Raw genomic sequence first — 25,183 nt, forward strand, 5'->3', positions numbered from 1 at the left:
CTCGCCTCCTTACATACCCAACTTTTCAAAAATCTTATTGAGCTTCTCTTCCAAGGTAGCGGCAGTGAAAGGCTTCACTACATAACCACTGGCACCGGCTTGCGCTGCTGCGATGATATTCTCTTTTTTAGCTTCAGCCGTTACCATCAGAACTGGCAGAGTACCAAGAGCACCATCAGCACGGATAGTTTTCAACAGGTCCAGGCCATCCATATTCGGCATATTCCAGTCAGAAACCACAAAATCAAAACCACCCGTACGTAATTTATTCAATGCGTCTACGCCATCTTCGGCCTCTTCCACATTGTTAAAACCCAGCTCTTTCAGCAGGTTTCTGACAATACGACGCATGGTCGAAAAATCGTCTACCACCAAAAATCTGAGATTCTTATCCGCCATACCAACTCCTAAGGTTTGTTGCTCACCGCTGAGCGATTAAATACCAACGCCCGATTTCCACCGGAAAATTTCTACTAGATTCGCAGGGCTTGGCCGCTGCTTATCTGTGCCAACATGCGCTGACTTATCTGGTTCAAATCCAGGATTTCATTAACGCCGCCCATCCCAATAGCTTCACGCGGCATCCCGAAGACCACACAACTGGCTTCGTTTTGTGCAATGGTATAAGCCCCTGCCCGATGCATCTCCAATAAACCGGCAGCACCGTCATTGCCCATTCCCGTTAGAATGACGCCGACCGCATTGCGCCCGGCATACTGCGCCACTGAACGGAACAGCACATCAACCGAGGGACGATGACGATTAACCGCAGGCCCGTCATGAATACGCACCTGATAGTTTGCCCCACTGCGCGCCAATTCCATGTGCCGATCACCGGGTGCAATATAGGCGTGTCCGGGCAATACCCGCTCACCGTCTTCTGCTTCCTTCACGGTAATTTGGCACAATTTATTGAGCCGCTCCGCAAATGAACGGGTAAAACCCGGTGGCATATGCTGTGTTATCAACAATGCCGGGCTGGTCGGTGGCAAAGGTTGTAACACGGTACGGATGGCCTCAGTCCCCCCCGTCGATGCGCCGATCGCAATGAGTTTCTCACTACTGAGCAACGGCGTGTGGCTAAGCATCACTGGCGCGTGTTCCGGGCCACGCTGTGGTAAACGAGCTTTCGCGGCTGTGCGGATTTTCTCCGCAATCAACTCACTGTATGCCAGCATCCCTTCACGAATACCCAACTGTGGTTTGGTGACAAAATCGATAGCCCCCAATTCCAGCGCGCGCATGGTTATCTCTGAGTTTTTTCCGGTTAATGATGAAACCATCACCACCGGCATTGGCCGCAACCGCATCAATTTCTCAAGAAAATCCAAACCATCCATCCGTGGCATTTCAACATCAAGTGTTAATACCTGCGGATTAAATTTTTTAATCAAATCACGGGCAACCAACGGATCAGGTGCTGCTGCAACCATTTCCATATCTGGGTGACTGTTAATAATCTCTGTCATTAACTGGCGCATTAACGCGGAATCATCAACGCACAATACTCTGATTTTACTCATCACCTCTCCTTGGTCAGTCCATAAACGGTCTGCCCGCGCAAATAGAATTCCCGACTAATTTGACTGAAATTCTCCGAATGGCCTGCAAACATCAAGCCGCCGGGTTTTAGCAAAGGGACAAAGCGACGCAGAATGCGCTCCTGCGTTTCTTTATCAAAATAAATCATCACGTTACGACAAAAAATAGCGTCAAATTGCCCCGGTAATGCCCATTCGGGTGCTAACAGATTCAGTTGCTGGAAATGAATCATATTGGCAAGTTCCGGCCGCACTCTTACCATGCCCTGATGAGGGCCGGTGCCACGCAGAAAGTAGCGTTGCATTTGTTGCGTAGACAATGAGCGCAATTCATCTTGTCGATACACGCCACTGGTGGCTTTCTCCAGGACTTGTGTATCAATATCACTGGCCAATATCTGGCAAGATCCCGACCGATTTCCCAACACATCACACAATGTCATGGCGATAGAATAAGGTTCTTCACCGGTCGATGCCGCCGTACTCCAGACCGAATAACTCCCCGGCCGCTGACGAGCATGCTCTGCCAGAATCGGAAAGTGGTGCGCCTCACGGAAAAATGCCGTCAGGTTGGTGGTCAAGGCATTAACAAATGCCTGCCACTCTGCACTGTTAGGATCGGTCTCCAGTAACGCCAGGTATTGACCAAAATCGTTAATCCCCAGCAACCTCAACCGCCTCACCAGGCGGTTATAGACCATTTCCCGTTTGTGATCGGCCAGCACAATCCCGGCCCGTTGGTAAATAAGTTGGCAAATGCGTCGGAAGTGAACATCCGACAGCGGCAGCCGTTGAATCATCTGGGTCAGGGGAGACCCAAACTCTTGGGGTGATGGTTTCATCCGGTTTCACCCCACAATACAGTCTTCGTTACGCCGTTTGACAATCTGGGGTTTCCTTAACAACCGGTTGCTTACTACTGCGAACTGCTGCCTGCCCCTCCCCGCTGTCGCTATCCTGCTCCAGACGAAAAACGGACACTGCATCAGAGAGCATACCTGCCTGCTCCTCCAGTGCATTAGCCGCAGCCGCTGCCTCTTCCACTAATGCGGCGTTTTGCTGAGTGACCTGATCCATCTGTGTTACCGCGAGTGAAACCTGCTCAATACCTCGGCTTTGCTCATCCGAAGCGGAAGCGATTTCACCCATAATGTCGGTAACCCGAGTCACTGAGCGAACAATCTCTTCCATGGTCGTACCCGCATTTTCAACCAGAGTGGAACCCTGGCGAACACGGCTAACCGATTCATCGATTAGCCCTTTGATCTCTTTTGCTGCCTGCGCACTGCGTTGGGCTAAATTGCGAACTTCGCCCGCCACAACGGCAAAACCGCGCCCTTGCTCTCCGGCGCGCGCCGCTTCAACAGCGGCATTCAGAGCCAGAATATTGGTTTGGAAAGCAATGCCATCTATAACGCTGGTAATGGCACCAATCTTCTGCGAACTGGTGGCGATATCATGCATCGTTGTGACGACACTTCCGGCTAACTCGCCGCCTTTAGCCGCAGTTCCCGACGCATCTTGCGCCAGTTGTGTCGCTTGACGGGCATTATCGGCATTCTGTTTCACCGTCGCCGTCAGTTGCTCCATGCTGGCCGCTGTTTGCTCTAATGAAGCCGCCTGCTGCTCGGTTCTTGCCGACAAATCATTGTTACCGGCAGAGATTTCCTGAATACCCGTTAACATCGATTCTGTCCCATCGCGCACATGGCTAACCGTGGTGATGAGTGACTGTTGCATGGTGCGTAAACTGGCAAACATCTGACTGATTTCATTACGCCCCGTCACCGAAATCTGGGCAGATAAATCACCTTGAGCAATGCGGTCAAAATGGGCGCGCATGGTTTTTAATGGCGAGACAAACATGGTACGCAGCCAGATCAATGAAGAAATGGCCATTGCAATCACCATCAGAATTGCACCGGCAAAGATCCACATGGCGAGGTGGTAAGCCTGTTGGTTCTGAGTGCCGGCTTCTGCAATCACTTCATTGGCATACTGTAAATATTGCAAGAAATCAGCTTCAAACAGATCTTGAGTTTTCTGGGTGGGTTGATCCATAAAACTCTGCAAATTACCGGCTTCCAGGAAATCGATTAACTCCCGTAATGAACTGCGCAAGTTCTGATAACTGTTCTTGGTTGCATCTAACAACTCACCACCGGTATCACTCTCATCCAGACGAGGTACGGCCAGAAACTGATTAAAATAGAGATCAGCTTTCTGTAGTGAGCTACGCGCATTGCCCATTAGCGCGTTGACTTGCTCCTGAGGGACTTTGAGAGCCGAACGAGTCGCCGCCCGGTTTAAGGTATTACGCGCCTGAAGTAAGGATACCCAACTGAGGCTTAATGCATCCCGTTGCTGGCTGCTGAGATCCACTCGGTTTAAATTTTGATAGTCTGAACGAAATGCAGTAAATGACAGACCACTTGAAATCAACTGTATCGAGCAAATCAACATCAATAACAGGAAAAAGCTGGTAGAAATCCGGATTCGGCCAAACATCGTAACCTCTTCTCAGCCAGCTCGTTGGCCGGCTTCTATTTTTATCTACCCAAGATAATTGGAGTTGCAGGTAGGCAGCCAGCAAACGAATCCCGATGAGCTTACTCAAGTAAGTGATTCGGGTTCGTGAGCGCAGCTAACACCCCTGCAATTTCAAGTATGAAGGGTTGTAGGGGACTAGAAAGTTTCCCAATTTTCTTGCAGGTCACTTCCCAGTGCTTTTTTAGCAGTGCCGCTCTTATCCTGTGTCGGCTGCTTGGTTTTTCTCACATCTTTTTTGCTACTACTGTTATCCATACGCAGAACAAATACGGACATGGATTGGGTTAGCATACTGGCTTGTTCTTCCAGTGCTGCGGCGGCAGAGGCAGACTCTTCCACCAAAGAGGCGTTTTGTTGGGTCACACGATCCATTTCAGTCACCGCCTGACCGACCTGATCGATACCACGGCTTTGTTCATCAGAGGCGGAAGCGATTTCGCCCATAATGTCAGTTACGCGGGTCACCGCATTCACGATATCACCCATGGTTTCACCGGCACTTTCAACCAGTACAGAACCCATATCGACACGGTTGACTGAATCTTCGATCAAACCTTTGATTTCTTTGGCTGCTTGCGCACTGCGCTGGGCCAGATTGCGCACCTCACCGGCGACAACGGCAAAACCACGGCCTTGCTCACCGGCACGAGCGGCTTCAACTGCAGCATTCAATGCCAGAATATTGGTTTGGAAAGCGATGCCATCAATGACGCTGGTGATATCGGCAATTTTCTGCGAACTACCGGCAATGTCATGCATGGTTTGCACCACGTTCGCGACCACTTTTCCGCCTTTTTGCGCGGTTTCAGATGCACTTAATGCCAGTTGGCTAGCCTGACGAGCATTTTCAGCATTCTGTTTCACCGTGGCAGTTAACTGCTCCATGCTGGCAGCGGTTTCTTCCAAAGATGCGGCTTGTTGCTCGGTACGCGCTGACAAATCATTGTTACCCGCAGCAATTTCTGAGGCGCCACTATAAATAGCATCAGCGCCTAAACGGACATCACTGACGGTGGTCACCAATTCAGATTGCATATGTTTCAGGCTGGCTGCCAGGGTGCCCATTTCGTTGCGACTATGCACCTCAATGTTCTGGGTCAAATCACCATTAGCAATATGTTTGATATGTTCAATCAAGTGCTTGAGTGGATTAATCAAGATGTGTTGCATGCCCAGCCACACCACCACAATCACCACCAATACGGCAATCAGTACAAAGACAATCACACTCATTGCATAAGTAAAGGAGCGGTTACTGTCTTCCACTGCACCGGAGTACAGACGGTCGTTTTGTGTCAGGTAAGTGTTGTAGTCATGCTCAAAAGCATTTTGGAAACTGGAGGTTGGCTGGTCAAAGAATTCATTGATCTTACCCGCTTCCATCAATTGGATAAGTTCAGTTAACGCGCCAAAATATTGCTCATAAGTCTGTTTTAATTTTTTAGCCGATTCCGGGTCTTGCTGACTATCCAGCGGAATTTGCTCGTAGCTTTTAAAACGCTCAGCCGCCACACCTAATGTCCCTTTGGCTGAAGCCAAAAGATCATTCACTGTCGGGCCGCTGCCAGTGTGGTTCACATCCATCATGTAGCGAATGCCCGCACGGTTTAACGTATTGCGTGTTTGCAGTAGATTGACCCAGCTTTCATTCAATACCGACTGTTGCTGACGGATAACCTGTAAAACCGCGAAGTTTTCTTTGTCATTTTTCAGAGAGTTGAAGAAAAGCCCGCCGGAAACCAGCTGTAAGGCACCAAATAGCACTAACACCAACAGCAAGCTGGTGACCACTTTCATACGCTTGAACATGTTATCCCTTCATTATTACGATTACGTCAAAATACGTGTACGCCAAAACAAAAGACGTTTAATTAACTGTGTTATCGGCACCAAAGGGGGGAACTTTACCGGGGAGAAAGATTATTTTACCGGGGAGATACCAGGGATTAACAATTTGGGTTTCGTTTTTTGATAACGATCGTCCGCTAACAACTTTATTATCATGAACGGAATTCACAAAAATAGAGGTAACGCATGATTGGCAAAATATATACAGCACCAACTTTAAAACATACCTACCACAACACAGAAATCAAAAAATCTTCGGGCGCAGTAGTAGGTAGCATGCGTTCAGTATTAAACAGCGCAGGAACCCTATATCAGAGCAAATATTGCAACAGTTTCAACAGTTCCAACAATGGCCAAAAGCCAAATGGATTTACCCCATTAAAACTACGGGATACTATTGAGTACAAAATATCATAGGAAAGACCGCAATCTCTGTACCTGATATCCACTGCTTATATCGAAATTTAATCTCTTTTCAACAGGCCGCCAATACATTTATTGGCGGCCTGATTAGTTAGGTTTAGATCAGATGATCATAAAACGCATAGCACCTGAAATCCGACCTTTTACCCTTTCACCACTGAATCGAGCAATGACATCTCTTCGCTGCTCAGCAACTTCTCAATATCAACCAAAATCAGCATCCGCTCACCCAGTGAACCTAAACCTGTCAGGTATTCGGTCGCCAAAGTCACGGCAAACTCAGGGGCTGGGCGGATTTGTTCAGCAGTCAATGACAGCACATCAGACACACCATCCACAACAATACCGACAACGCGCTGACCAAAGTTCAGCACGATGACCACTGTATTTTCGTTATAGCTGACACCCTGTTGAGCAAATTTAACCCGTAAATCAATAATAGGAACAATAACGCCGCGTAAGTTAGTGACACCTTTAATGAAAGCCGGGGTGTTAGCGATACGGGTCACTTGATCATAACCCCGGATCTCTTGAACTTTCAGAATATCAATGCCGTATTCTTCAGCGCCCAGCGTAAAAATCAGGAACTCTTGTCCTACCGTTTCGCCAGCCAGCTTCGTGACGGTTGCTAGTCCTGCCATGTTTTTACCCTTCAATCAATAGGTTGAATTTATGTTTATTTTTCAGGCTTTATTACGCGACGACTACATCATCAGCCGTAACACGCTTTTCCCGGTTTAAGGCCTGCAACGCCGACACATCCACAATTAATGCCACACTGCCATCACCCAAAATGGTAGCGGCAGAAATGCCTGGAACCTTGCGATAATTGCTTTCCAGGTTTTTCACCACCACCTGATGCTGGCCAATCAATTGGTCTACCAGCAGGGCATAACGGCGACCGGCGCTTTGTAGAATCACAACAATGCCTTGGGTGGCTTCTGTTTTTGCATTTTCAACATCAAATACCCGGAACAGTTCCACCAGCGGCAGATACTCACCACGCACTTGCAATACGCGTTCACCGCCGGCCAGTGGATGTAAATCCTCAGCCAATGGTTGCAGTGATTCCATTACGGCGTTCAATGGTAAAATGAACACTTCATTACTGACTTTGACGGACATGCCATCAAGAATAGCCAGCGTCAATGGCAACAAGATTCGAATTGAGGTGCCTTTACCGGCCTGGAAACTGACTTGCACATGGCCGCCCATTTCCTGAATATTTCGCTTAACCACATCCATCCCGACACCGCGACCAGAAACATCCGTCACCTGCTCGGCGGTGGAGAATCCAGGGGCGAAAATCAGCATGCCAACATCTTCATCACTCATATGCTCATTAACAGCCATACCCTGCGATTGTGCTTTCGCCAGAATTTTCTGCCGATTCAACCCTGCTCCATCATCAAGGACTTCAATACAAATATTGCCACCTTGATGTTCGGCCGACAGTGTCAAATTACCTACCGGTTGTTTACCGGCCGCGATGCGCGTTGCGGGATCTTCAATACCGTGGTCCAGACTGTTACGCACCAGATGGGTTAATGGGTCGATAATGCGTTCAATCAAACTCTTATCCAGCTCAGTCGAACTGCCAAGCAGTGTCAGTTCAACCTGTTTATTCAGCTTACTGGCCAAATCGCGTACCAACCGTGGGAAGCGGCTGAATACATACTCCATCGGCATCATACGAATTGACATCACCGACTCTTGCAAGTCACGCGCATTGCGCTCCAACTGCCCCATACTATTGAGCAAGTCACCGTTAATCACCGGGTCTAAAGTACTGGAACGCTGAGCCAGCATTGATTGAGTGATAACCAATTCACCCACTAAGTTAATCAGTTGGTCGACTTTCTCAACCGCCACGCGAATACTGGTAGATTCACTGGCTTTTGCTTTTGGTTTGACATGCTCCGCGCTGGCAGGCTGGGCAACTGCAGTCTCAACCTTAGGTGGATTCTTGATTTCAGCAACAGCGGTAACTTGAGGCACTTCAGCAACCGGCGCAACGACAGCCACTTCAACTTCTTGCGCCGACTCGGCTTGGACAAAGCTAATCTGCTCCGGCTCCAGCACAAAACAGAGCACGGCACTGATGTCATCTTCGCTAACCGAGGTAATCAGGGTCGCTTCCAGGCTATCTACACCTTGGTGCGGATCTTTGACTTCGCCCAAATTGCCCAGTTCTTCCAGCATCAGCGGGATTTCTTGCTCTTTCAAACCCGATAGACGGATGCGCATTCCCCCCTGAACCAACGCAGGAGACTTACTGCCTGACTTGGTTTCAGTGTTTGAGATCGCCGTTTGCTCCGGGGATGTAACACTATTCGTGGTTTGCTGCTCTAATGCTTCGAGTGCCAGTTGGCGCAATGCATGGCAGATATACTCAAAACTTTCTGCATTAGGTTCTTGAGAGGTTTTGTAGGCGTCCAACTGTTCTTGCATAATATCTTTCGTTTCCAAAAACAGGTTGATGATATCAGTGCTCAAGCGCATCTCGTCGCGGCGGGCACCATCCAACAGGTTTTCCAACAGATGGGTTGTCTCTTGTAATACCGAAAAACCAAATGTCGCAGCGCCGCCCTTAATTGAGTGAGCAGCACGGAAAATGGCATTGAGTTGTTCATTATCAGGTGCCAGCGGATCCAGCAATAACAGGTGCTGTTCCATATCTGCCAGCAATTCATCTGCTTCATCAAAGAAAGTCTGATAAAACGCGGTAATATCCATGCTCACGGTGTCACCTCTACTGTGCGTCGCGGCTTGTCGGAGAGACCGGTGCATTACTGGCAGGTGCCGCTGGCAACGATGTCGTTGGCCCACTGGTCACTCGAGTAATGTTCTCCGTGCTCGATTGTTGTGTTTGTGGTGTTGCTGCAGGCGGTGCCACCGCTTTCACCGACTCAGTTGCCGTCGCTGGCGAACCTGTTGTTGTCGAAACTGTTGTTGTCGAAACTGTTGTTGTCGAAGCCGATGTTGTCGAGACTGCCGCAGGTGCTGATGCTGATCCGCTAGTGCCAGATTGTGCTGTGGGTATCGCTGCACCGGTGGCCACTGGTGGCACCGCAACAGTAGCGGGTGATGCCACCGCAGGCGCCGCCCCGGTAGAATCAATCTGTTTTAAGCTCTCAGCTTTTTCGATATCCAGCGCTTTGTTATCTAAATTCTCGTGCTCAATATCATGTTGAGTCTGTTTATTCAGAACCAAAATACTGATACGACGGTTAACCGGGTCATCGGATGCCTGTTCTTTTAAACGCATCGTCGATGCCATACCTACCACGCGTAATACTTTGCCTTCATCCAAACCACCGACCAATAACTCACGACGTGAAGCATTGGCACGATCTGCCGATAACTCCCAGTTGCTGTAACCCCGTTCACCGGAAGCATACGGCAAGTCATCGGTGTGGCCAGACAAACTTATCTTGTTGGGAATGTCATTCAGAATTGGCGCTATGGCACGTAAAATATCGCGCATATACGGTTCAACCTGAGCACTCCCCATCTTGAACATTGGCCGGTTTTGGCTATCAATAATCTGAATTCTCAGCCCTTCATCCATCATATTAATCAACAAATGCGGCCGCAAAGCGCGTAATCTCGGGTCTGATTCAATTAATTGATCCAGTTTTTCCCGTAACTTATTCAGTCGATATTCTTCTTTGCGGCGCTCTTCAGAATCAACCTGCTTGCGCACTTCACCGACTTGTTGGGTGGGATCATCACCACCGCCAGGAATTGGGCTGGTACTGTCACTGCTTTTTTCACCGCTAGACAGGGCAACTTTCAATGGTGTGCGGAAATACTCAGCAATTTGCGTCAGCTCTTGCGGGCTGGAAACTGACAGCAACCACATCACCAGAAAGAAGGCCATCATTGCTGTCATAAAGTCAGCATAAGCAATTTTCCATGACCCGCCATGGTGGGCTTGGCCATGTTTGGCTTTGCGCTTTTTGACCAGAATAACGGGGTGGTTCTGATGCTTCATGCGTCCTCTTCTGTCGCTTGCGGTGCTGGAGCTTTCACTCTGCGCACATGCTCTTCCAGCTCAATGAACGAAGGACGTTCTGTGGTGTAGAGCGTTTTACGACCAAATTCCACGGCAATTTGCGGCGCATATCCGTTCAGACTGGAAAGCAGAGTCACCTTGATGCACTGCATCATTTTGGTAGTTTCTGCACTCTGTTGACGTAACAACGTCGCTAACGGTGAGATAAATCCATATGCCAACAAAATACCGAGGAATGTCCCTACCATCGCGTGGGCAATTAACGCCCCAAGTTCTGCGGCGGGCCGATCTGCGGATGCCAAGGCATGCACCACCCCCATAACGGCGGCAACAATACCGAATGCAGGTAAAGAATCGCCGACCATCGCCAGGCTACCGGCAGGTACTTCGCATTCTTGCTCGTGAGTTTCGATCTCTTCATCCATCAAGGCTTCGATTTCAAAAGCGTTCATATTCCCACTGACAATTAATCGCAAATAGTCGGTAATAAATTCCACTAATATCTTATCGGCCAAAATTCTTGGATAATTAGAGAAAATTTCACTTTCCAAGGGGCTTTCTATATCCCGCTCTAATGACAGCATTCCCTGTTGACGGGATTTTGCTAATAAGCGGTACAACAGCGCCATTAAGTCCATATAGAGAACTTTATTATATTTAGAACGACGCATCAGTTTTGGCATGGCTTTCATTGTGGCTTTTATCGCTTTGCCATTGTTGCCCACAATAAATGCGCCAATACCCGCACCACCGATAATTAAAAATTCAGCTGGTTGATATAATGCGCCCAGGTGACCACCGACAATGATGTAGCCGCCAAAAACCGCACCTAAGACCACGATATAACCCAAAATAACTAACACGCGATATCCTTAGCAAAGTGTGTGGGTGGAAGGTGAGGCGTTAGCACCCTTTGAGGGTCATGAGTTGCCATTAGTGGGTGACAGAAACGGTATCCATACCGCTGCTGCAACCCAAAATTCTGACAACTCAAAGAAACTCAAACTGCGCGTCTAACCTGCTCATCCAGCAGTTGTGAAGTTATATCGGCAGATTGCGGAGAAAGTTTACGTTTTTTTACTGCGCGGGAAGGTGGCTGGCAAAGACTGCAAACAAAGCTGTTGCGTGGTTGATGCGCATGAGTGATAAAAGTACCACCACAGCAACTGCAACCAGAGAGCTGTAACATACCACTATCAACGAACCGAACCAAGGTCCAGGCACGGGTTAACGCCAGTAATGGCGGTATTCCAGACTGATCCGGGCACTGTTCGAGATAAAGACGATAAGCCTTAATAACGGCCTCAACACCGGTGCATTGCCCACTTTTTAGCAAGAAACTATAAGCGTTATAAAACATCGATGAATGAATATTTTGTTCCCAAGTCATAAACCAATCGGTGGAAAACGGTAACATTCCTTTAGGGGGAGGACTGCCTCTCAGCTCTTTATAGAGTTTAATTAAACGCCCCCGGCTGAGTTGCGTCTCGCTTTCTAACATCTGCAAGCGCGCACCTAAAGTTATCAACTCCATTGCCAAATGAATGTCTTTGGCTTCCTGAACAATACTTTTCTCAACCATCGGTCATGCTCTTTTCTTGGACGCACTACCGTCTTTTAACGATAGCTCGTGGAGTAAGTGACTCGACAATAAAATTCCGGTGTGGATTTGCTGCAAATCATCCACACGAGATTCTTTCGTCAGATGATGAATTGTATTGTGATCACTGAAACGGAAATGACAGACCAATTGGTTAGTCTCAGCTAATTTAACCATCTGCGGTAATGTTAACTGCGATAATGCATCTGCCATGGTATCTGTAATACCGAGACGAAACATCGCTGAGGCTTTCTCATCGTTAATTAACCGTTGTGCTAAAAGCAAGTATGACAAATTAATATCATAAATATGTTTGAGTAATTCAGACGTACTCATTTTACACATCCCGACTGATTATGTTTTAAAACATAAGTTGGATGATAGTATTCCTCACCCAAGACCTGGGATCCTTCCCGTTATACAGTTAATTAGAACCTATAGAACTAAAAGTAATTGAAACCTGCTGGTGCAACATCGCAAAAATACCGTTTTGGTATGAAATGACATGTCGTCTATCTGGCAGTTTGATTTTATGCTGCTCTGATTCTGATAATGTATCTTCGACATGAAACTTTTCTTACAAAATATTAGGAATAATCCTAGAGAGGCCCAACTCTACTCCCGAATCGTTAGCACATACAATGTGACTAGTGATTCATTTTAAATGTAATGTGACACAGATCACAAAAATAAAATATAAATTCATTATCAATACCTTTTTTTGGGTGTTTATTGACCACTTGTGCGTTCAAAAAATAGCCAGAAGTCAGAAAAGAGCTAAAAAACTAAGGATATAGGCCCAATTCTTAGTGTTTTTAGATCAATTCGAACAAAAGCATACCTAAAGCAAAATAGCAGAATATAAATCTGCCTTAACAACAAATTATCAGCATTAAGGTCTAATACGTGACTTAAAACTCGGAAATACCATAAGTAACATTCCGGTACTATTGCGTTTTAACGAATATTTATGCGATGCCAAAAAGTGCTTTTCGTCGTTTATTTATTAACCTGTTTGTCTTTTTTCGTTAAAAAGATTGATAACACGTATTATAAAAGGCAGCAGAGGTAACTACATGTTTCACCTTCACTGCGTACCTCCCTTTTCAGCGAACGCTTTTTCAACTTTGGTCTATATCCGTATTTTTGCAAGGGAGTTGTAAGAGAAATGTAAGTGATATTAATTAATAATGTTTGAAACATAAGTTTCACATATCTCTTTCTGAGCATTAACTTCATTTAACCCTATGCTACAAATGGTTTTTTTCCTTGTTCGATGCCAAGTGTGATTCATATCGCATTTCTTAAAAGTGTGATCCCCTAACCTTTATGCTATAGCCGTGCTTATGGGAGCTTAAAATGGGATACAGGAATGTATTAGTTGCAGTAGCCCTTTCACCCGATAGCCAACAATTGGTGAATAAAGCCGTTTCTATTGTCCGACCTTATGATGGTCGCGTCTCATTAATTACCCTGACAACAGAACCGGAAATGTACAGCAGCTACGCTGCCCCAATGTTGGGTGATTTGCGTTCAGTGTTGCAAGAAGAAGCACTGTTATTTATGGAAGAATTGGCTATCAATGCTGATTATCCTATTGAGAACCGAACCGTTGTTCATGGTGAGTTTGCCGAGAGCATGGCTTATTTCTGTCAACAGCAACATATTGACCTGGTGATATGTGGCAATCACAGTACAAGGTTGCTCAATAAATTTTCCTGCTCAGCGGCTCGCCTGATTAATACCAGCACGGTGGATGTGCTGATAGTGCCGCTTTAACGAAGTAGACTTCTTCTCTCTAAAGGCGTTAGCCTGCCCAATGGCAACGCTTTTCTCACCCTTGCGCACTATTAGCTGAACCCCTTATGAAGAGTTCAACTATGATTTTCAGCACTCACTCTTTTTACGCTCCGCATTAAACGACTCGCAATAAGGGAATCTGATGACTCAAGATAAAATAAAGAATCGCCGCATTCTGTTGGCCTCACGCCCACAGGGGATGCCAACTCAGGAAAATTTTATATTAGACACTCAACCCATCCCGCAACCCACAGCAGGACAAGTGTTACTGCGCACTCGCTACCTCTCTCTCGACCCTTATATGCGAGGCAGAATGAGCGATGCTCCATCTTATGCCGCTCCAGTTGAGGTAGGTGATGTGATGGTGGGTGGTGCTGTCTCACGGGTTGAAGCCTCACAACATCCGGACTTTCAGGTTGGAGATTGGGTACTAGCTCGTAGCGGCTGGCAGGATTATGCATTATCGGATGGCTCTGATATTCGTAATTTGGGGCCGCAACTCTCTCATCCCTCACGCGCACTCGGTGTCTTGGGGATGCCAGGCTTTACAGCTTACATGGGATTGTTGGATATTGGTCAGCCCAAAGCGGGTGAAACATTGGTCGTGGCGGCAGCCAGTGGAGCCGTTGGCTCCGTTGTCGGGCAAATAGGTAAATTGAAAGGATGCAAAGTTATCGGTATTGCTGGCGGAGCAGAAAAGTGCCGCTATGTAATAGAGGAGTTGGGATTCGATGCATGCATTGACCATAAGGCAACTGATTTTGCGCAACAACTGGAGAAAGCCTGTTCGGATGGTATCGACATCTATTACGAAAATGTGGGTGGAGCTGTTTTTGACGCGGTATTACCCTTATTGAATCCTCGCGCCAGAATACCAGTTTGCGGATTGATTGCCCGCTATAATGACACCCAATTGCCAGAAGGCCCGGATCGTTTACCACTGTTGCAAAGCATCATTTTGCGCAAACGAATTCGGATGCAAGGATTTATCATTTTTGATGACTATGCCCCGCATTTCGATGACTTCTTACAACAAATGACCCCTTGGGTGGAACAAGGGAAAATCAAGTTCCGTGAAGATTTGGTCGATGGTTTAGAAAATGCACCGCAGGCCTTTATCGGACTATTAGAAGGTAAGAATTTTGGCAAGCTGGTTATTCGTGTCAGTAATGAATAATCATCATTGTTCCGGGGCCGATTGGCCCCGGGTTTCTGGATATCAGTATACGTGTTAGAACCACTTGCCGAAGCGGCGGATATAAAACTGCTTCATCAATTGCGCAACAACACAGTAGCTAATTAAAGTACCAGCTAACCATGGGAAATATTGCCATGGTAATGGTTGTAGCCCAACCAATGTTCCTAATGGTGAGAACGGAATATAAATACCAATAGCCATAATGACACCGGTGGTTAATAGCACAGGCAAGGCCGCAGTACTTTGAATGAACGGAATTTTTTGTGTGCGCAACATGTGAACGACTAATGTCTGCGACAATAAGCCCTCAATAAACCAACCTGATTGGAACAACGCCTGGTGCTCGACGCTGTTGGCTGCAAAAACAAACCACATCAATGCGAAGGTGGTGATATCAAAGATGGACGAAGTTGGCCCAATCCACAGCATAAAACGGCCAATATTTTTAGCATCCCACTTACGCGGTTTACGTAAAAACTCTTTGTCCATTTTATCCCATGGCAGAGAGAGCTGAGAGATGTCATACATCAGGTTTTGCAGCAGTAAGTGGATGGCAAGCATGGGTAAGAATGGAATAAATGCACTGGCGACCAACACAGAGAAAACATTACCGAAGTTCGAGCTGGCGGTCATATTCAAGTATTTAATAATATTACCAAAAGTCTCGCGTCCTTTAATTACGCCCTCTTCCAATACCATCAAATTCTTTTCCAGCAAAATGATATCGGCAGACTCTTTGGCGATATCAGTGCCAGTATCAACGGAAATCCCCACATCCGCATCGCGCAATGCCGGGGCATCATTAATACCATCGCCAAGAAAACCGACAGTGTGACCGTTGCTTTGCAACATTTTCAAAACACGTGATTTTTGCAGCGGCGTTAATTTGGTAAATACCGTACGCAACTCCACTTCTCGCGCCAGCTTTTCATCATCCATGTTCTCGATATCAAGGCCACTTAGTGGCTCACCTGGCTCCAGCCCCACATCGCGACAGATTTTGGCTGTGATAATCGGGTTGTCACCGGTTAATACTTTTATCGCCACGCCATTTTCCCGCAATGCAGCAATCGCCGCCTCTGCACTCTCTTTTGGTGGATCAAGAAACGTCAGTAATCCCTCAACAACCAATTCGCGTTCGTCATCTATATTGAGCGGTAATTTACTCACCTCTGTACCTAACTCGCGCGTAGCCAATAGCAAGACGCGAAAACCATCTTCATTATATTGCGTGGCTAGTGCCAACAATGAAGTACGGCGAGTTTCATCCAGTGGATAAATAGCGTCACCTTCGCGCACGTGAGTACAGATGCTCAGCATCTCCTCCACCGCACCTTTACAGATCAATGTCTGATGCTGTTGTTCGTCTTTCACCACGATAGACAGACGGCGGCGAATGAAATCAAACGGTAACTCATCCACTTTATTAAAACTGCGCAAAGCATCAATTTCTGGCTTGCCACGGCTAAATTTGATAACCGCCTGGTCCATCAGATTGCGCATGCCACTTTGGTGGAAGCTGTTCAGCCACGCCAGCTGTAATATTCGGCTGTCATTGCTGCCACGTGCATCTAAATGGTGTTCAAGAATGATGCGGTCTTGCGTTAATGTCCCGGTTTTATCAGTACAGAGCACATCCATAGCACCAAAATTTTGTATGGCATTCAGCCGCTTAACCACCACTTTGCGCCGCGACATCGCTATCGCACCTTTCGCCAGGTTAGAACTGACAATCATCGGCAACATTTCAGGTGTCAAACCAACGGCTACCGCCAACGCAAACAGCGCCGCCTCGCTCCAATCGCCTTTTGTGAATCCATTAATCAGCAATACAATTGGCACCATCACCAACATAAAGCGGATCAATAACCAGCTAACACTGTTAACTCCCCGGTCAAACGCGGTTTGCGCGCGGTTACCCACAATAGACTTAGCAAGCGACCCGAAATAAGTATGCCCTCCAGTGGCAACCACCACCGCCATTGCTGTTCCGCTGGCAACGTTAGTCCCCATCAGACAAATATTCGACAACTCAAGTAATTCACTCTCGCTGCTGGCATCTGCCTCGACGGATTTTGGTGCTATCGCCCCCATGGCGTCATACTTCTCAATGGGTATGGCTTCTCCTGTCAGAATCGCCTGGCTGATAAACAAATCTCGTGATTTAATCAGTCGCAAATCAGCAGGGATCATATCCCCGGCAGATAATAAAATAATATCTCCCGGCACCAGTTGCTTAATGGCAATTTCCTGTTTTGCCGGTTGAGCACTATGGTTGCTGCGGCGCAGAACCGTCGCCGTGGTGCGTACCATCGATTTCAGTGCTTCTGCTGCTTTGTTGGTGCGGTATTCCTGCCAAAAACGTAATAACCCACTGATTAAGACCATTGTGACAATAATACCAACGCCAACCAGATCGGTTTCCTCACCACGTTGTAAAGGTAGCCAATAATCAGTCACGAAGCTGATTACTGCCAGAATCATTAAAACAAAAATAAAAGGGTTATTAAATGCAGCCAATAATTGAATCAGTGCCGGAGGTGCTTTCTCATGTGCAACTTCATTAAGACCGTATAACTCTAGCCGTTCTTTGGCATCTTCCTCTGTTAGTCCGTTTAAATTAGCATTCAGCCTGGATAATGTTTGATCCAGGCTATTTGTAGCCTCTAATGCAATAGTAAAAGGTTTTTTATTATTGCTACGGCCTGTACCTGTCTTTTGAAATTTGGTCATAACGCTTCTCTTTTAATTCTAAGCGCACAGGGTTTATCCGCTCAATTATTGAGAGACAAATGTGCTGAATTATTTATTATTGCGCTGCTAATTTTATATTTAATTAGCAGCTGCTAATTAAGTTAACTCCGGGGTGATCGTCCATAACAACTCCTTACTACCACATGGGGCAGCATTATTTATTGACTGCTAATTTGAAAAGTATATTAATTTTCTGACTTATACAGGTAACTCTGAGGCTATGCGCCAATGAATAGCACTGACACTCCGCTCCAAACTGACGCGACAAACAATACTTTCAATTTCTTTTTGTGCAGCAGGTGTCGCCATTATTTCAGCACAGACTTCTAATTGACCGGGCTTGGCAATATCGGCACTACATAATGATTGCAACCGTAATGCCACACCATTGAGAGCCTGTAAAATAAGGGTACGGACCAATATTTCATCTTCCGCGCCACACGTTACTTGAATGCGGTAACGAACTTCTAAATCAACGGCTTGTTGCTGAGGCTGCATATTAATACGTTGCGCAGCCTCACGTAGCAATATATTGGCGCATAGAATAACTGCTGTTGCCGCAACAGCATTCCAATACAATCCCAGACCACAAAGCACGCCAATCCCTGCAGAGCACCACAAAGTTGCCGCCGTGTTCAGGCCGCGAATATTCATGCCTTCGCGCATGATAACGCCAGCCCCAAGAAAACCTATTCCGGAAACCACTTGAGCAGCAATACGCCCTGGGCTATCAGGTGAGGTGGCATAGGAGCTGAGAATAAACACGGCTGCACCCGTCGCAACTAATGCATTAGTCCGTAATCCAGCCATACGCTGACGCCATTGTCTTTCGGCACCAATTAACGCGCCCAGACACATCGCCAGCAATAAATTCACAACAAAAGGAGTTAATGCCATGATTCTCTCCATGAATTAATCATTGGTAGAATGTACCCTAAATAATTCGAGTTGCAGGAAGGCGGCAAGTAAGATAATCCCGATGAGCTTACTTATTTCTTAAGATCAAGACCAGTAAGTGATTCGGGTTATTGAACATAGCCAACACATATGCAGCTTGAAGTATAACGGGTATAATCATGTGCTATTTAGCACACAGGCTATTGTGCTGATATATACCTAACGGTAAATCAGCAATAACGGGTGCTAGCGCCTGGAGGGAAGAGTGCGTGGTTGTTAAATACCATAATAAAAACCCAAACTAATAAACTCAAAATATCATTATCGAGTTAAAAAATTATAGGGTATGCACAGCTCAGGAAATACAGAGAGGGTGCTGCCCGCCATTTCTCGGCAAGCAACAAATCGGTAGGGAGATGAGTTAGCTTGCCTTGCTTATTTGACTACTACTTTGCGTATCCATTAGTTTCTCCACCGAAATTTTTCAAGAGTATAGTTTCCAATGATAATTATGTAAAGACTATATTTCTAAACAAAACCTAAACCAATTAGAATTAATTAAATAATAGAAATGACAGTGCGTATATAAGTCCCAAATTAATAACATTTAACCATCACATATCTATTTGTCAAAAATAAGGCTTCTCCGGCAAAGCATCCTCCTTGTTGCTACACTGCAAGCATAAAGTTATCACTGGAGCTTTCCATGACAATATCGCAAACAGCAACGATGACTCACCAACTATGGAACAGCCTGGGTTATGCCGATTTACCTGAGACCTCATTATTGTTCACCGGTGAAGGGCAACTGCCATCAGCATTCCCCGTCACCTCACTGGCTTGTGCATCCATTGCCACCGCCGGATTAGCGGTTGCAGCATTAATCAAAGCAAAACATGGTTTACACCCACAAGTGACTGTTGATCAACATTTGGCTACCTTGTGGTTTGCCTGGTCGCTGAAACCGATTAACTGGCAATTACCCTCCGCATGGGATGCCATCGCTGGCGATTATCAAGCCAGTGATGGTTGGATTCGTTTGCACACTAATGCCCCGCACCATCGTGGGGTTGTTGAGCATATATTAGGGCCGCATAAACATAAAGCAGCTGTAGCTGATGTAGTCAGCCAGTGGAAAGTCAGTGAGTTGGAGCGTGCAGTGATCACCTCTGGTGGATGTGCTGCACAAATGTACTCCCTCCAACAATGGCAACAACATATGCAGGGAAAGAGTGTTGCGCAAGAGACTCTCTTTGCCGCCTTTGAGCATCCACAGGTAACCGCCCCCGCCTGGGAAATTCCTATGACACAGCCACTGGCGGGGATTCGAGTACTCGATCTCACTCGTGTACTGGCTGGCCCCATAGCTACCCGCTTTCTGGCCGGATTAGGGGCTGATGTCTTGCGCATCGATCCCTTTTCCTGGAATGAACCAGCGATTGAGCCAGAAGTCACCCTAGGCAAACGCTGTGCACGATTGAATCTCACTAATCACCATGATCGCCATATCTTTGAAGCATTATTACGTCAGGCAGATATTGTTATTCACGGCTACCGGGCCGGTGCATTAGATGAATTAGGCTATGGGCCACATCAGCGGCGGCAGTTATCCCCCGGATTAGTTGATATTTGTCTGAATGCCTATGGCTGGAGCGGCCCTTGGCGTAGCAGGCGTGGTTTTGATAGCCTGGTACAAATGAGTTGTGGCATTGCTGAGGCAGGGATGAAATGGCAAAACACGCCGCACCCATTCCCCCTGCCAGTGCAAGCATTAGATCATGCAACAGGTTATTTGATGGCAGCAGCCGCGATACAAGGACTGATTCAGCGCCTGACACAAAATACCGGTTACAGCGCCCGCCTATCTTTAGCTCGTACCGCCAATATATTGATTGATACTCCTTATAAGCCGGATGGCATCAATTTAAAAACCAGCGGTGCAACAACTGAAGATTATCAATTGCAACCCGAAATGACTTATTGGGGCCCTGCTTTACGTTTGCGTGCACCACTATCCTTATCAACAACCCAATGGTCTTGGGGGCTTGCCGCCTCTCCTCTTGGTAATGCTACTGCGCAGTGGCTTCAATAGACCGCTCCCTAACTGGCGTGGGACGTATTGCGCCAGAGAAAACCTTTCAAGTCCTTGACGTAATTACAGAAATGTAATGACTCTTTAATTCAAACTGCGATCGCGATCTCATTTATAGTCCTAACTATTTTAGGGCTGTTGCCGATAGATTCTTAAAGGACTGTTGAGATTATTTTAGATATAGGGGTGGATTAACTTTAAGTAGCGATGCCTTAACCCAAACTCATTGAAGTTGCCATTCGGCCGCCAACCACAAGGTAACTTCATGTAAGGGCAGATAGGGCAAGGACCTTTCCTCGAGCGACTATAGAAACGGAACTGACAATGAAACGTGGAAGTACGCATAAGCCATTGGATATAAAAATAACGCCAGAACATAATAAAGATACGAAAGTGTTTTTTGTTAATAATATGCGTCTGGTCACTTTGTTTATCGCCATTTTGGCGGGGATACTGCTGTTATTTGCCGCGGCAATTGGTACGTCGGGATACTTTTTAAAACAAAGTAACCAATCGCTGGAAGAAGCAACTCAAGAACTGGATATCCGTCTGGGCCTGTCTAACAGCTCAAACCATCTGCGTACAGCACGCCTTATCTTAATTCAGGCTGCATCATCGGCACGTATTGGCGATGCGACGGGCTACCAACAAGGCTTGAAGAATGCAGAAAATCGTATTTCTCAGTCACAACAGATGTTTGACCTCTACTATAACCGCCCAATCAAATCTGAAACGGACACCGCTCTGGACGGCCCCCTCAAAAAGGCCTATGAACAGTATCGCGACGATGGTATGAAACTCATGTTAGAGGCGACGAAAGAGGGACATTTCGAAGAAGTTATCTCTTTGGAGGCAGAAAAACTTAATCAGTTAGATGATGCCTATAACGAGCCTTTACTAAAAGCCGTTAAATATCGCACTGAACGCGCCAACGAAATTAATCAGTCGGCCCAGCAGGAAGCACGCCTTGGGTACATGCTGATGGGAGGCGCCTTTATTCTGGCTATTTTGCTGACATTAATCGCTTTTTTAGTGATCAGCAAAGTCATTATCAAGCCGATTAACCGGCTGGTAGAACGAATTCAACGCATTGCTCAAGGGGATTTAACACAAAGTCCAGCCCCATTTGGCCGCAATGAAATCGGTGTATTAGGTCATAATATTCAGCAAATGCAGGATTCATTATCCTCCACGGTTGAAGCCGTTCGTAGCAGTGCAGAATCTATCTATCAAGGTTCCAGTGAAATTGCGCTGGGCAATACAGACCTCTCCGCACGAACCGAGCAACAAGCCGCCTCACTTGAACAGACCGCAGCCAGCATGGAGCAACTGACCGCCACCGTTAAACAAAATGCGGAAAACGCCCACCATGCCAGCCAATTGGCAGCAAATGCATCCGGTAAGGCAGCCCAAGGTGGTGATATCGTGAATGATGTTGTTAGCACGATGGATAAAATATCTCTTAGCTCAATGAAGATCGCTGAAATTACTAACGTCATTAACAGCATTGCTTTCCAAACCAACATCCTGGCATTGAATGCTGCGGTAGAAGCCGCCCGAGCCGGTGAGCAAGGCCGTGGATTTGCCGTGGTTGCCAGTGAAGTTCGTAATTTGGCACAGCGCAGTGCTGATGCGGCCAAAGAGATAGAATCGCTAATCGAAGTCTCAGTTGATCTTATTGGTGATGGGTCGATTCTGGTTTCTGATGCGGGTAAAGCCATGGACGAGATTGTTACAGCTGTCACACATGTAACTGATATTATGGGAGAGATTGCATCGGCATCAGATGAACAAAGCCGCGGCATCAGCCAGGTTGCGCAAGCGGTATCTGAAATGGATAACGTGACACAGCAAAACGCCTCTTTAGTACAAGAGGCATCCGCTGCTGCCGCCTCTTTGGAGCAACAGGCTGAAATACTGACTCAAGCAGTTGCAGTATTCCATTTAAATGGACGCAACCCTGCCCCGGCACTTAAAACACCCGCCCCTACTTCAGCAGGCCAGAATAAAACTGGTGGGAGTAAGAAGCCAACTGATGATTCACTAAACTGGGAAACTTTCTAAGCGATCACTAGAAGCTATTCAGTTGAATGATAATTACAAAGGCTGATAACAAAACCGGAGGCAAGGCTTACACCTTCCTCCGGTTTTTTATTGCCGCACAATGGACGCCCGGCCAATAAGTGTTTGAGCCACTTTACTTGTGAAGCGGCTCAACAAAGGTGCCATCATGGCTATCAATTTCATTAAAGAACCAGACGCCTGCCGGATAATCTTCCAGCGAAACCAAATACATAACACCTTCGCTAAACTGTTCCACCTCTAAAACAACCCCTTCGCGTCGAGGGCCGCCATCGGTTTTTACTGTTACCCGATCATTTACTTTCATGACATTACCTTCAATTAAATCAATGCTGCTAGTGTAGTACAGAATCAGGTGAGAATGATAAGGTTTACGCGTAATCAAGCCTATGCTTTTGATGAATATATTTAAGTATCAGAAAAGAATGAATTCGCACGAAGAAGCTGTTGGAAAATAAGCAGATGAGGGACAAAAGAAGAGCGGGTTAATTCGATGGCCTAGCGCCAGAAAGTAAAAAACCCGCCTTAGCGGGTTTTTTTATAATCAGCCTAGGGCCAATTAGATTGCAGTTACGTTTGCTGCAGACGGACCTTTAGCACCGTTCTCGATAGAGAACTGTACATTCTGGCCTTCAGCCAGGGTCTTGAAGCCTTGATCTTGGATTGCAGAGAAGTGAACGAACACGTCTTTGCTGCCATCAGCTGGAGTGATGAAACCGAAGCCTTTAGACTCGTTGAACCACTTTACTTGACCTTTCATCATGTTAGACATGTGTATTTCCTTTATTAAAAAATTTTGCCACCATGGGCGTGTTATAGCCGGTTATCAGTCGTTACTTATGGAGGCACTATGAAGGAAATTCGTCAGTGAAGAGCTATCAACGATAACGCTTTAAATATGAACCACTTTACTCAAGATGTCGTGCATAAATAGGTCTGTACCACAGGCCGAGACGCATTAACTCATGACCGGCTTTTAATAGCAACTCTTTTTAGCAGGCAAACGGAAGATTCTTGTTTGCATGACTAAAATAAGACCAAAAAAGCTATTTATTATACTCTTGCAACTCGGTATTACGCAGGATAATCAGTAAAAATATTGTAAATCCTCCCAAATACTTCTGCTGATTTTAGAACCAACAAAGCCAAAAAACTCCAATAACCTGTTTTAATTCTATTTGCAGCCTGATGCTGAAAATTTATCCTTTGAATTTGCTATTATAAGCGGCCGCCTATCCTTGAGAGAGATACATGAAGCCCAAGTCTGCCACTTTAGATGATGTTGCACGCCAGGCTGGTGTTTCCTATCAAACTGTATCGCGTGTTTTAAACCAGGCTCCTCATGTATCGCTTAAAACCCGGCATAAAGTTGAATTGGCTATGGTTGAGCTGAACTATGTTCCGAACCGGGTAGCCCAGCAATTAGCGGGTAAACATAGCCTGACACTCGGGTTAGCCACCACCGATCTTTCTTTGCATGCCCCCTCACAAATCGCCGCCGCGATAAAAAGAAAAGCCCGCGAATTGGGGTATAACGTGGTTATCGCCATGGTTGATGACCACGGCGAACACGCCTGCCAGCAAGCTATAAACGAGTTACTGGCTCAACGTGTTGATGGGATTTTAGTCAATGTTCCTTTGAAACCAAAACGCAGCCAGAAAATTACCGAACAATGTGCCGACACTCCGGTTCTTTTTCTTGATGTAGACCCACAGTCTGCTGCATTCAGTGTTCTCTTTGATCCTAAAATAGGTGCCATTCAAGGTGCCAGTCACATTATTGCATTGGGTCACCAGCAAATAGTGTTTATCTGCGGGCCCAAGGACGCGATTTCAGCCCAATTACGTTTTCAGGGCTGGTTACAGACATTGAATAATGCCTCGCTGGCACCGCAAGCGGTCTACTATGGAGAATGGAGTGCACAAAGTGGTTATCAGGCAATACAGAAGTTGATTGCCAGCAATATCCCATTTAGTGCCATCTTGGTTGCTAATGACCAAATGGCGCTGGGTGTCCTGCGTGCTCTGCATGAACATGATATAGCGGTGCCAAGGCAGGTTTCGGTTATCGGTTATGATGACACAGCAGACAGCGCTTATTTCCAGCCGCCACTCACCACTATCAGGCAAAATTTCCGGTTATTAGGAGAAGAGAGTGTGTCCCGCCTAATTATCAGGTTACTCCATACCATTGAGCCATCATCCCACTCATTGTCATTAGCAACTGAACTGATAATCCGCCAGACCACCGCCCCGGTTAACTCCATGCGACATAAAAACGAATAAATGAGATCACTCTCGATTATTTAACCAACAACTATTTACTTTATTTTCAGCTGAACTCATCTTGATGTCATTGTAATTGTGAGCGCATAACATT

At 46.5% G+C, this 25,183-nt stretch carries 20 protein-coding genes; 5 read left to right on the forward strand and 15 right to left on the reverse strand.

Annotation, left to right across the window (positions count from 1 at the left end):
- Window positions 1–9: 9 nt before the first annotated feature.
- The 11 genes from cheY to flhD form a co-directional block, all read right to left on the reverse strand.
- Complete coding sequence (cheY, locus tag FTB31_RS07235; RefSeq protein ID WP_005164479.1) at window positions 10–399, reverse strand: chemotaxis response regulator CheY; 390 nt, start codon at window positions 397–399, stop codon at window positions 10–12.
- 74 nt (window positions 400–473) lie between these two features.
- On the reverse strand, window positions 474–1,523 hold the full coding sequence (locus FTB31_RS07240; protein WP_050075358.1) for a protein-glutamate methylesterase/protein-glutamine glutaminase: 1,050 nt from the start codon (window positions 1,521–1,523) through the stop codon (window positions 474–476).
- The gene (cheR, locus tag FTB31_RS07245; RefSeq protein ID WP_227725966.1) at window positions 1,523–2,383 is read right to left on the reverse strand and encodes a protein-glutamate O-methyltransferase CheR; all 861 of its coding nucleotides are present in this window, start codon (window positions 2,381–2,383) and stop codon (window positions 1,523–1,525) included. The genes FTB31_RS07240 and cheR overlap by 1 nt, the downstream gene beginning before the upstream one ends.
- 28 nt (window positions 2,384–2,411) lie before the next feature.
- The gene (locus tag FTB31_RS07250; RefSeq protein WP_050075356.1) at window positions 2,412–4,049 is read right to left on the reverse strand and encodes a methyl-accepting chemotaxis protein; all 1,638 of its coding nucleotides are present in this window, start codon (window positions 4,047–4,049) and stop codon (window positions 2,412–2,414) included.
- Window positions 4,050–4,226: 177 nt separating this feature from the next.
- Window positions 4,227–5,900: a methyl-accepting chemotaxis protein gene (locus FTB31_RS07255; RefSeq protein ID WP_050075355.1), complete on the reverse strand. Its 1,674-nt coding sequence runs from the start codon at window positions 5,898–5,900 to the stop codon at window positions 4,227–4,229.
- 605 nt (window positions 5,901–6,505) lie between these two features.
- Window positions 6,506–7,003 (reverse strand): chemotaxis protein CheW, encoded by a 498-nt coding sequence (gene cheW / locus FTB31_RS07260; RefSeq protein ID WP_005164488.1) that lies wholly within the window; start codon window positions 7,001–7,003, stop codon window positions 6,506–6,508.
- Between the two features lie 52 nt (window positions 7,004–7,055).
- Window positions 7,056–9,098, reverse strand: a complete 2,043-nt coding sequence (gene cheA / locus FTB31_RS07265) for a chemotaxis protein CheA (protein WP_050075354.1) — start codon at window positions 9,096–9,098, stop codon at window positions 7,056–7,058.
- Window positions 9,099–9,114: 16 nt separating this feature from the next.
- Complete coding sequence (gene motB, locus FTB31_RS07270; protein ID WP_227731248.1) at window positions 9,115–10,359, reverse strand: flagellar motor protein MotB; 1,245 nt, start codon at window positions 10,357–10,359, stop codon at window positions 9,115–9,117.
- Window positions 10,356–11,243, reverse strand: a complete 888-nt coding sequence (gene motA / locus FTB31_RS07275) for a flagellar motor stator protein MotA (protein ID WP_050075352.1) — start codon at window positions 11,241–11,243, stop codon at window positions 10,356–10,358. Before motA ends, motB begins: the two co-directional genes overlap by 4 nt.
- Before the next feature lie 137 nt (window positions 11,244–11,380).
- Window positions 11,381–11,962, reverse strand: a complete 582-nt coding sequence (gene flhC, locus FTB31_RS07280; RefSeq protein WP_050075351.1) for a flagellar transcriptional regulator FlhC — start codon at window positions 11,960–11,962, stop codon at window positions 11,381–11,383.
- A 3-nt stretch (window positions 11,963–11,965) separates the two neighbouring features.
- Window positions 11,966–12,316, reverse strand: a complete 351-nt coding sequence (gene flhD / locus FTB31_RS07285) for a flagellar transcriptional regulator FlhD (RefSeq protein WP_005164498.1) — start codon at window positions 12,314–12,316, stop codon at window positions 11,966–11,968.
- 1,023 nt (window positions 12,317–13,339) lie between these two features.
- Here flhD and uspC point away from each other — a divergent pair.
- Complete coding sequence (uspC, locus tag FTB31_RS07290; RefSeq protein ID WP_050075350.1) at window positions 13,340–13,759, forward strand: universal stress protein UspC; 420 nt, start codon at window positions 13,340–13,342, stop codon at window positions 13,757–13,759.
- 163 nt (window positions 13,760–13,922) lie between these two features.
- On the forward strand, window positions 13,923–14,957 hold the full coding sequence (locus FTB31_RS07295) for an NADP-dependent oxidoreductase (RefSeq protein WP_227731249.1): 1,035 nt from the start codon (window positions 13,923–13,925) through the stop codon (window positions 14,955–14,957).
- Between the two features lie 54 nt (window positions 14,958–15,011).
- Here the strand turns inward: FTB31_RS07295 and mgtA are convergent, their stop codons facing one another.
- Together mgtA and FTB31_RS07305 are read right to left on the reverse strand one after the other, a co-directional pair.
- On the reverse strand, window positions 15,012–17,711 hold the full coding sequence (gene mgtA, locus FTB31_RS07300) for a magnesium-translocating P-type ATPase (RefSeq protein ID WP_227731250.1): 2,700 nt from the start codon (window positions 17,709–17,711) through the stop codon (window positions 15,012–15,014).
- A 219-nt stretch (window positions 17,712–17,930) separates the two neighbouring features.
- Complete coding sequence (locus FTB31_RS07305) at window positions 17,931–18,629, reverse strand: MgtC family protein (RefSeq protein ID WP_050075347.1); 699 nt, start codon at window positions 18,627–18,629, stop codon at window positions 17,931–17,933.
- 706 nt (window positions 18,630–19,335) lie between these two features.
- Between FTB31_RS07305 and FTB31_RS07310 the strand changes: the two genes are divergently transcribed.
- Together FTB31_RS07310 and FTB31_RS07315 are read left to right on the forward strand one after the other, a co-directional pair.
- Window positions 19,336–20,721 (forward strand): CoA transferase, encoded by a 1,386-nt coding sequence (locus tag FTB31_RS07310; RefSeq protein ID WP_227721625.1) that lies wholly within the window; start codon window positions 19,336–19,338, stop codon window positions 20,719–20,721.
- Window positions 20,722–21,045: 324 nt separating this feature from the next.
- Window positions 21,046–22,785 carry a methyl-accepting chemotaxis protein gene (locus tag FTB31_RS07315; protein WP_050075346.1) on the forward strand — a complete coding sequence of 580 codons (1,740 nt, stop codon included), beginning with the start codon at window positions 21,046–21,048 and terminating at the stop codon, window positions 22,783–22,785.
- 133 nt (window positions 22,786–22,918) lie between these two features.
- On the opposite strand, the gene dsrB is transcribed toward FTB31_RS07315, so the two are convergent.
- Together dsrB and cspE are read right to left on the reverse strand one after the other, a co-directional pair.
- On the reverse strand, window positions 22,919–23,110 hold the full coding sequence (dsrB, locus tag FTB31_RS07320; RefSeq protein ID WP_004701013.1) for a protein DsrB: 192 nt from the start codon (window positions 23,108–23,110) through the stop codon (window positions 22,919–22,921).
- 252 nt (window positions 23,111–23,362) lie between these two features.
- Window positions 23,363–23,575 (reverse strand): transcription antiterminator/RNA stability regulator CspE, encoded by a 213-nt coding sequence (gene cspE, locus FTB31_RS07325; protein WP_002210893.1) that lies wholly within the window; start codon window positions 23,573–23,575, stop codon window positions 23,363–23,365.
- 479 nt (window positions 23,576–24,054) lie between these two features.
- Here cspE and FTB31_RS07330 point away from each other — a divergent pair, with 479 nt between their 5' ends.
- Window positions 24,055–25,089, forward strand: coding sequence for a LacI family DNA-binding transcriptional regulator (locus tag FTB31_RS07330; protein WP_050075345.1), 1,035 nt, complete (start codon window positions 24,055–24,057; stop codon window positions 25,087–25,089).
- Window positions 25,090–25,183: the final 94 nt, after the last annotated feature.

Origin of the sequence: Yersinia proxima, from assembly GCF_902170785.1 — a bacterium.
In the GTDB taxonomy this organism is placed as follows: Bacteria; Pseudomonadota; Gammaproteobacteria; order Enterobacterales; family Enterobacteriaceae; genus Yersinia; species Yersinia proxima.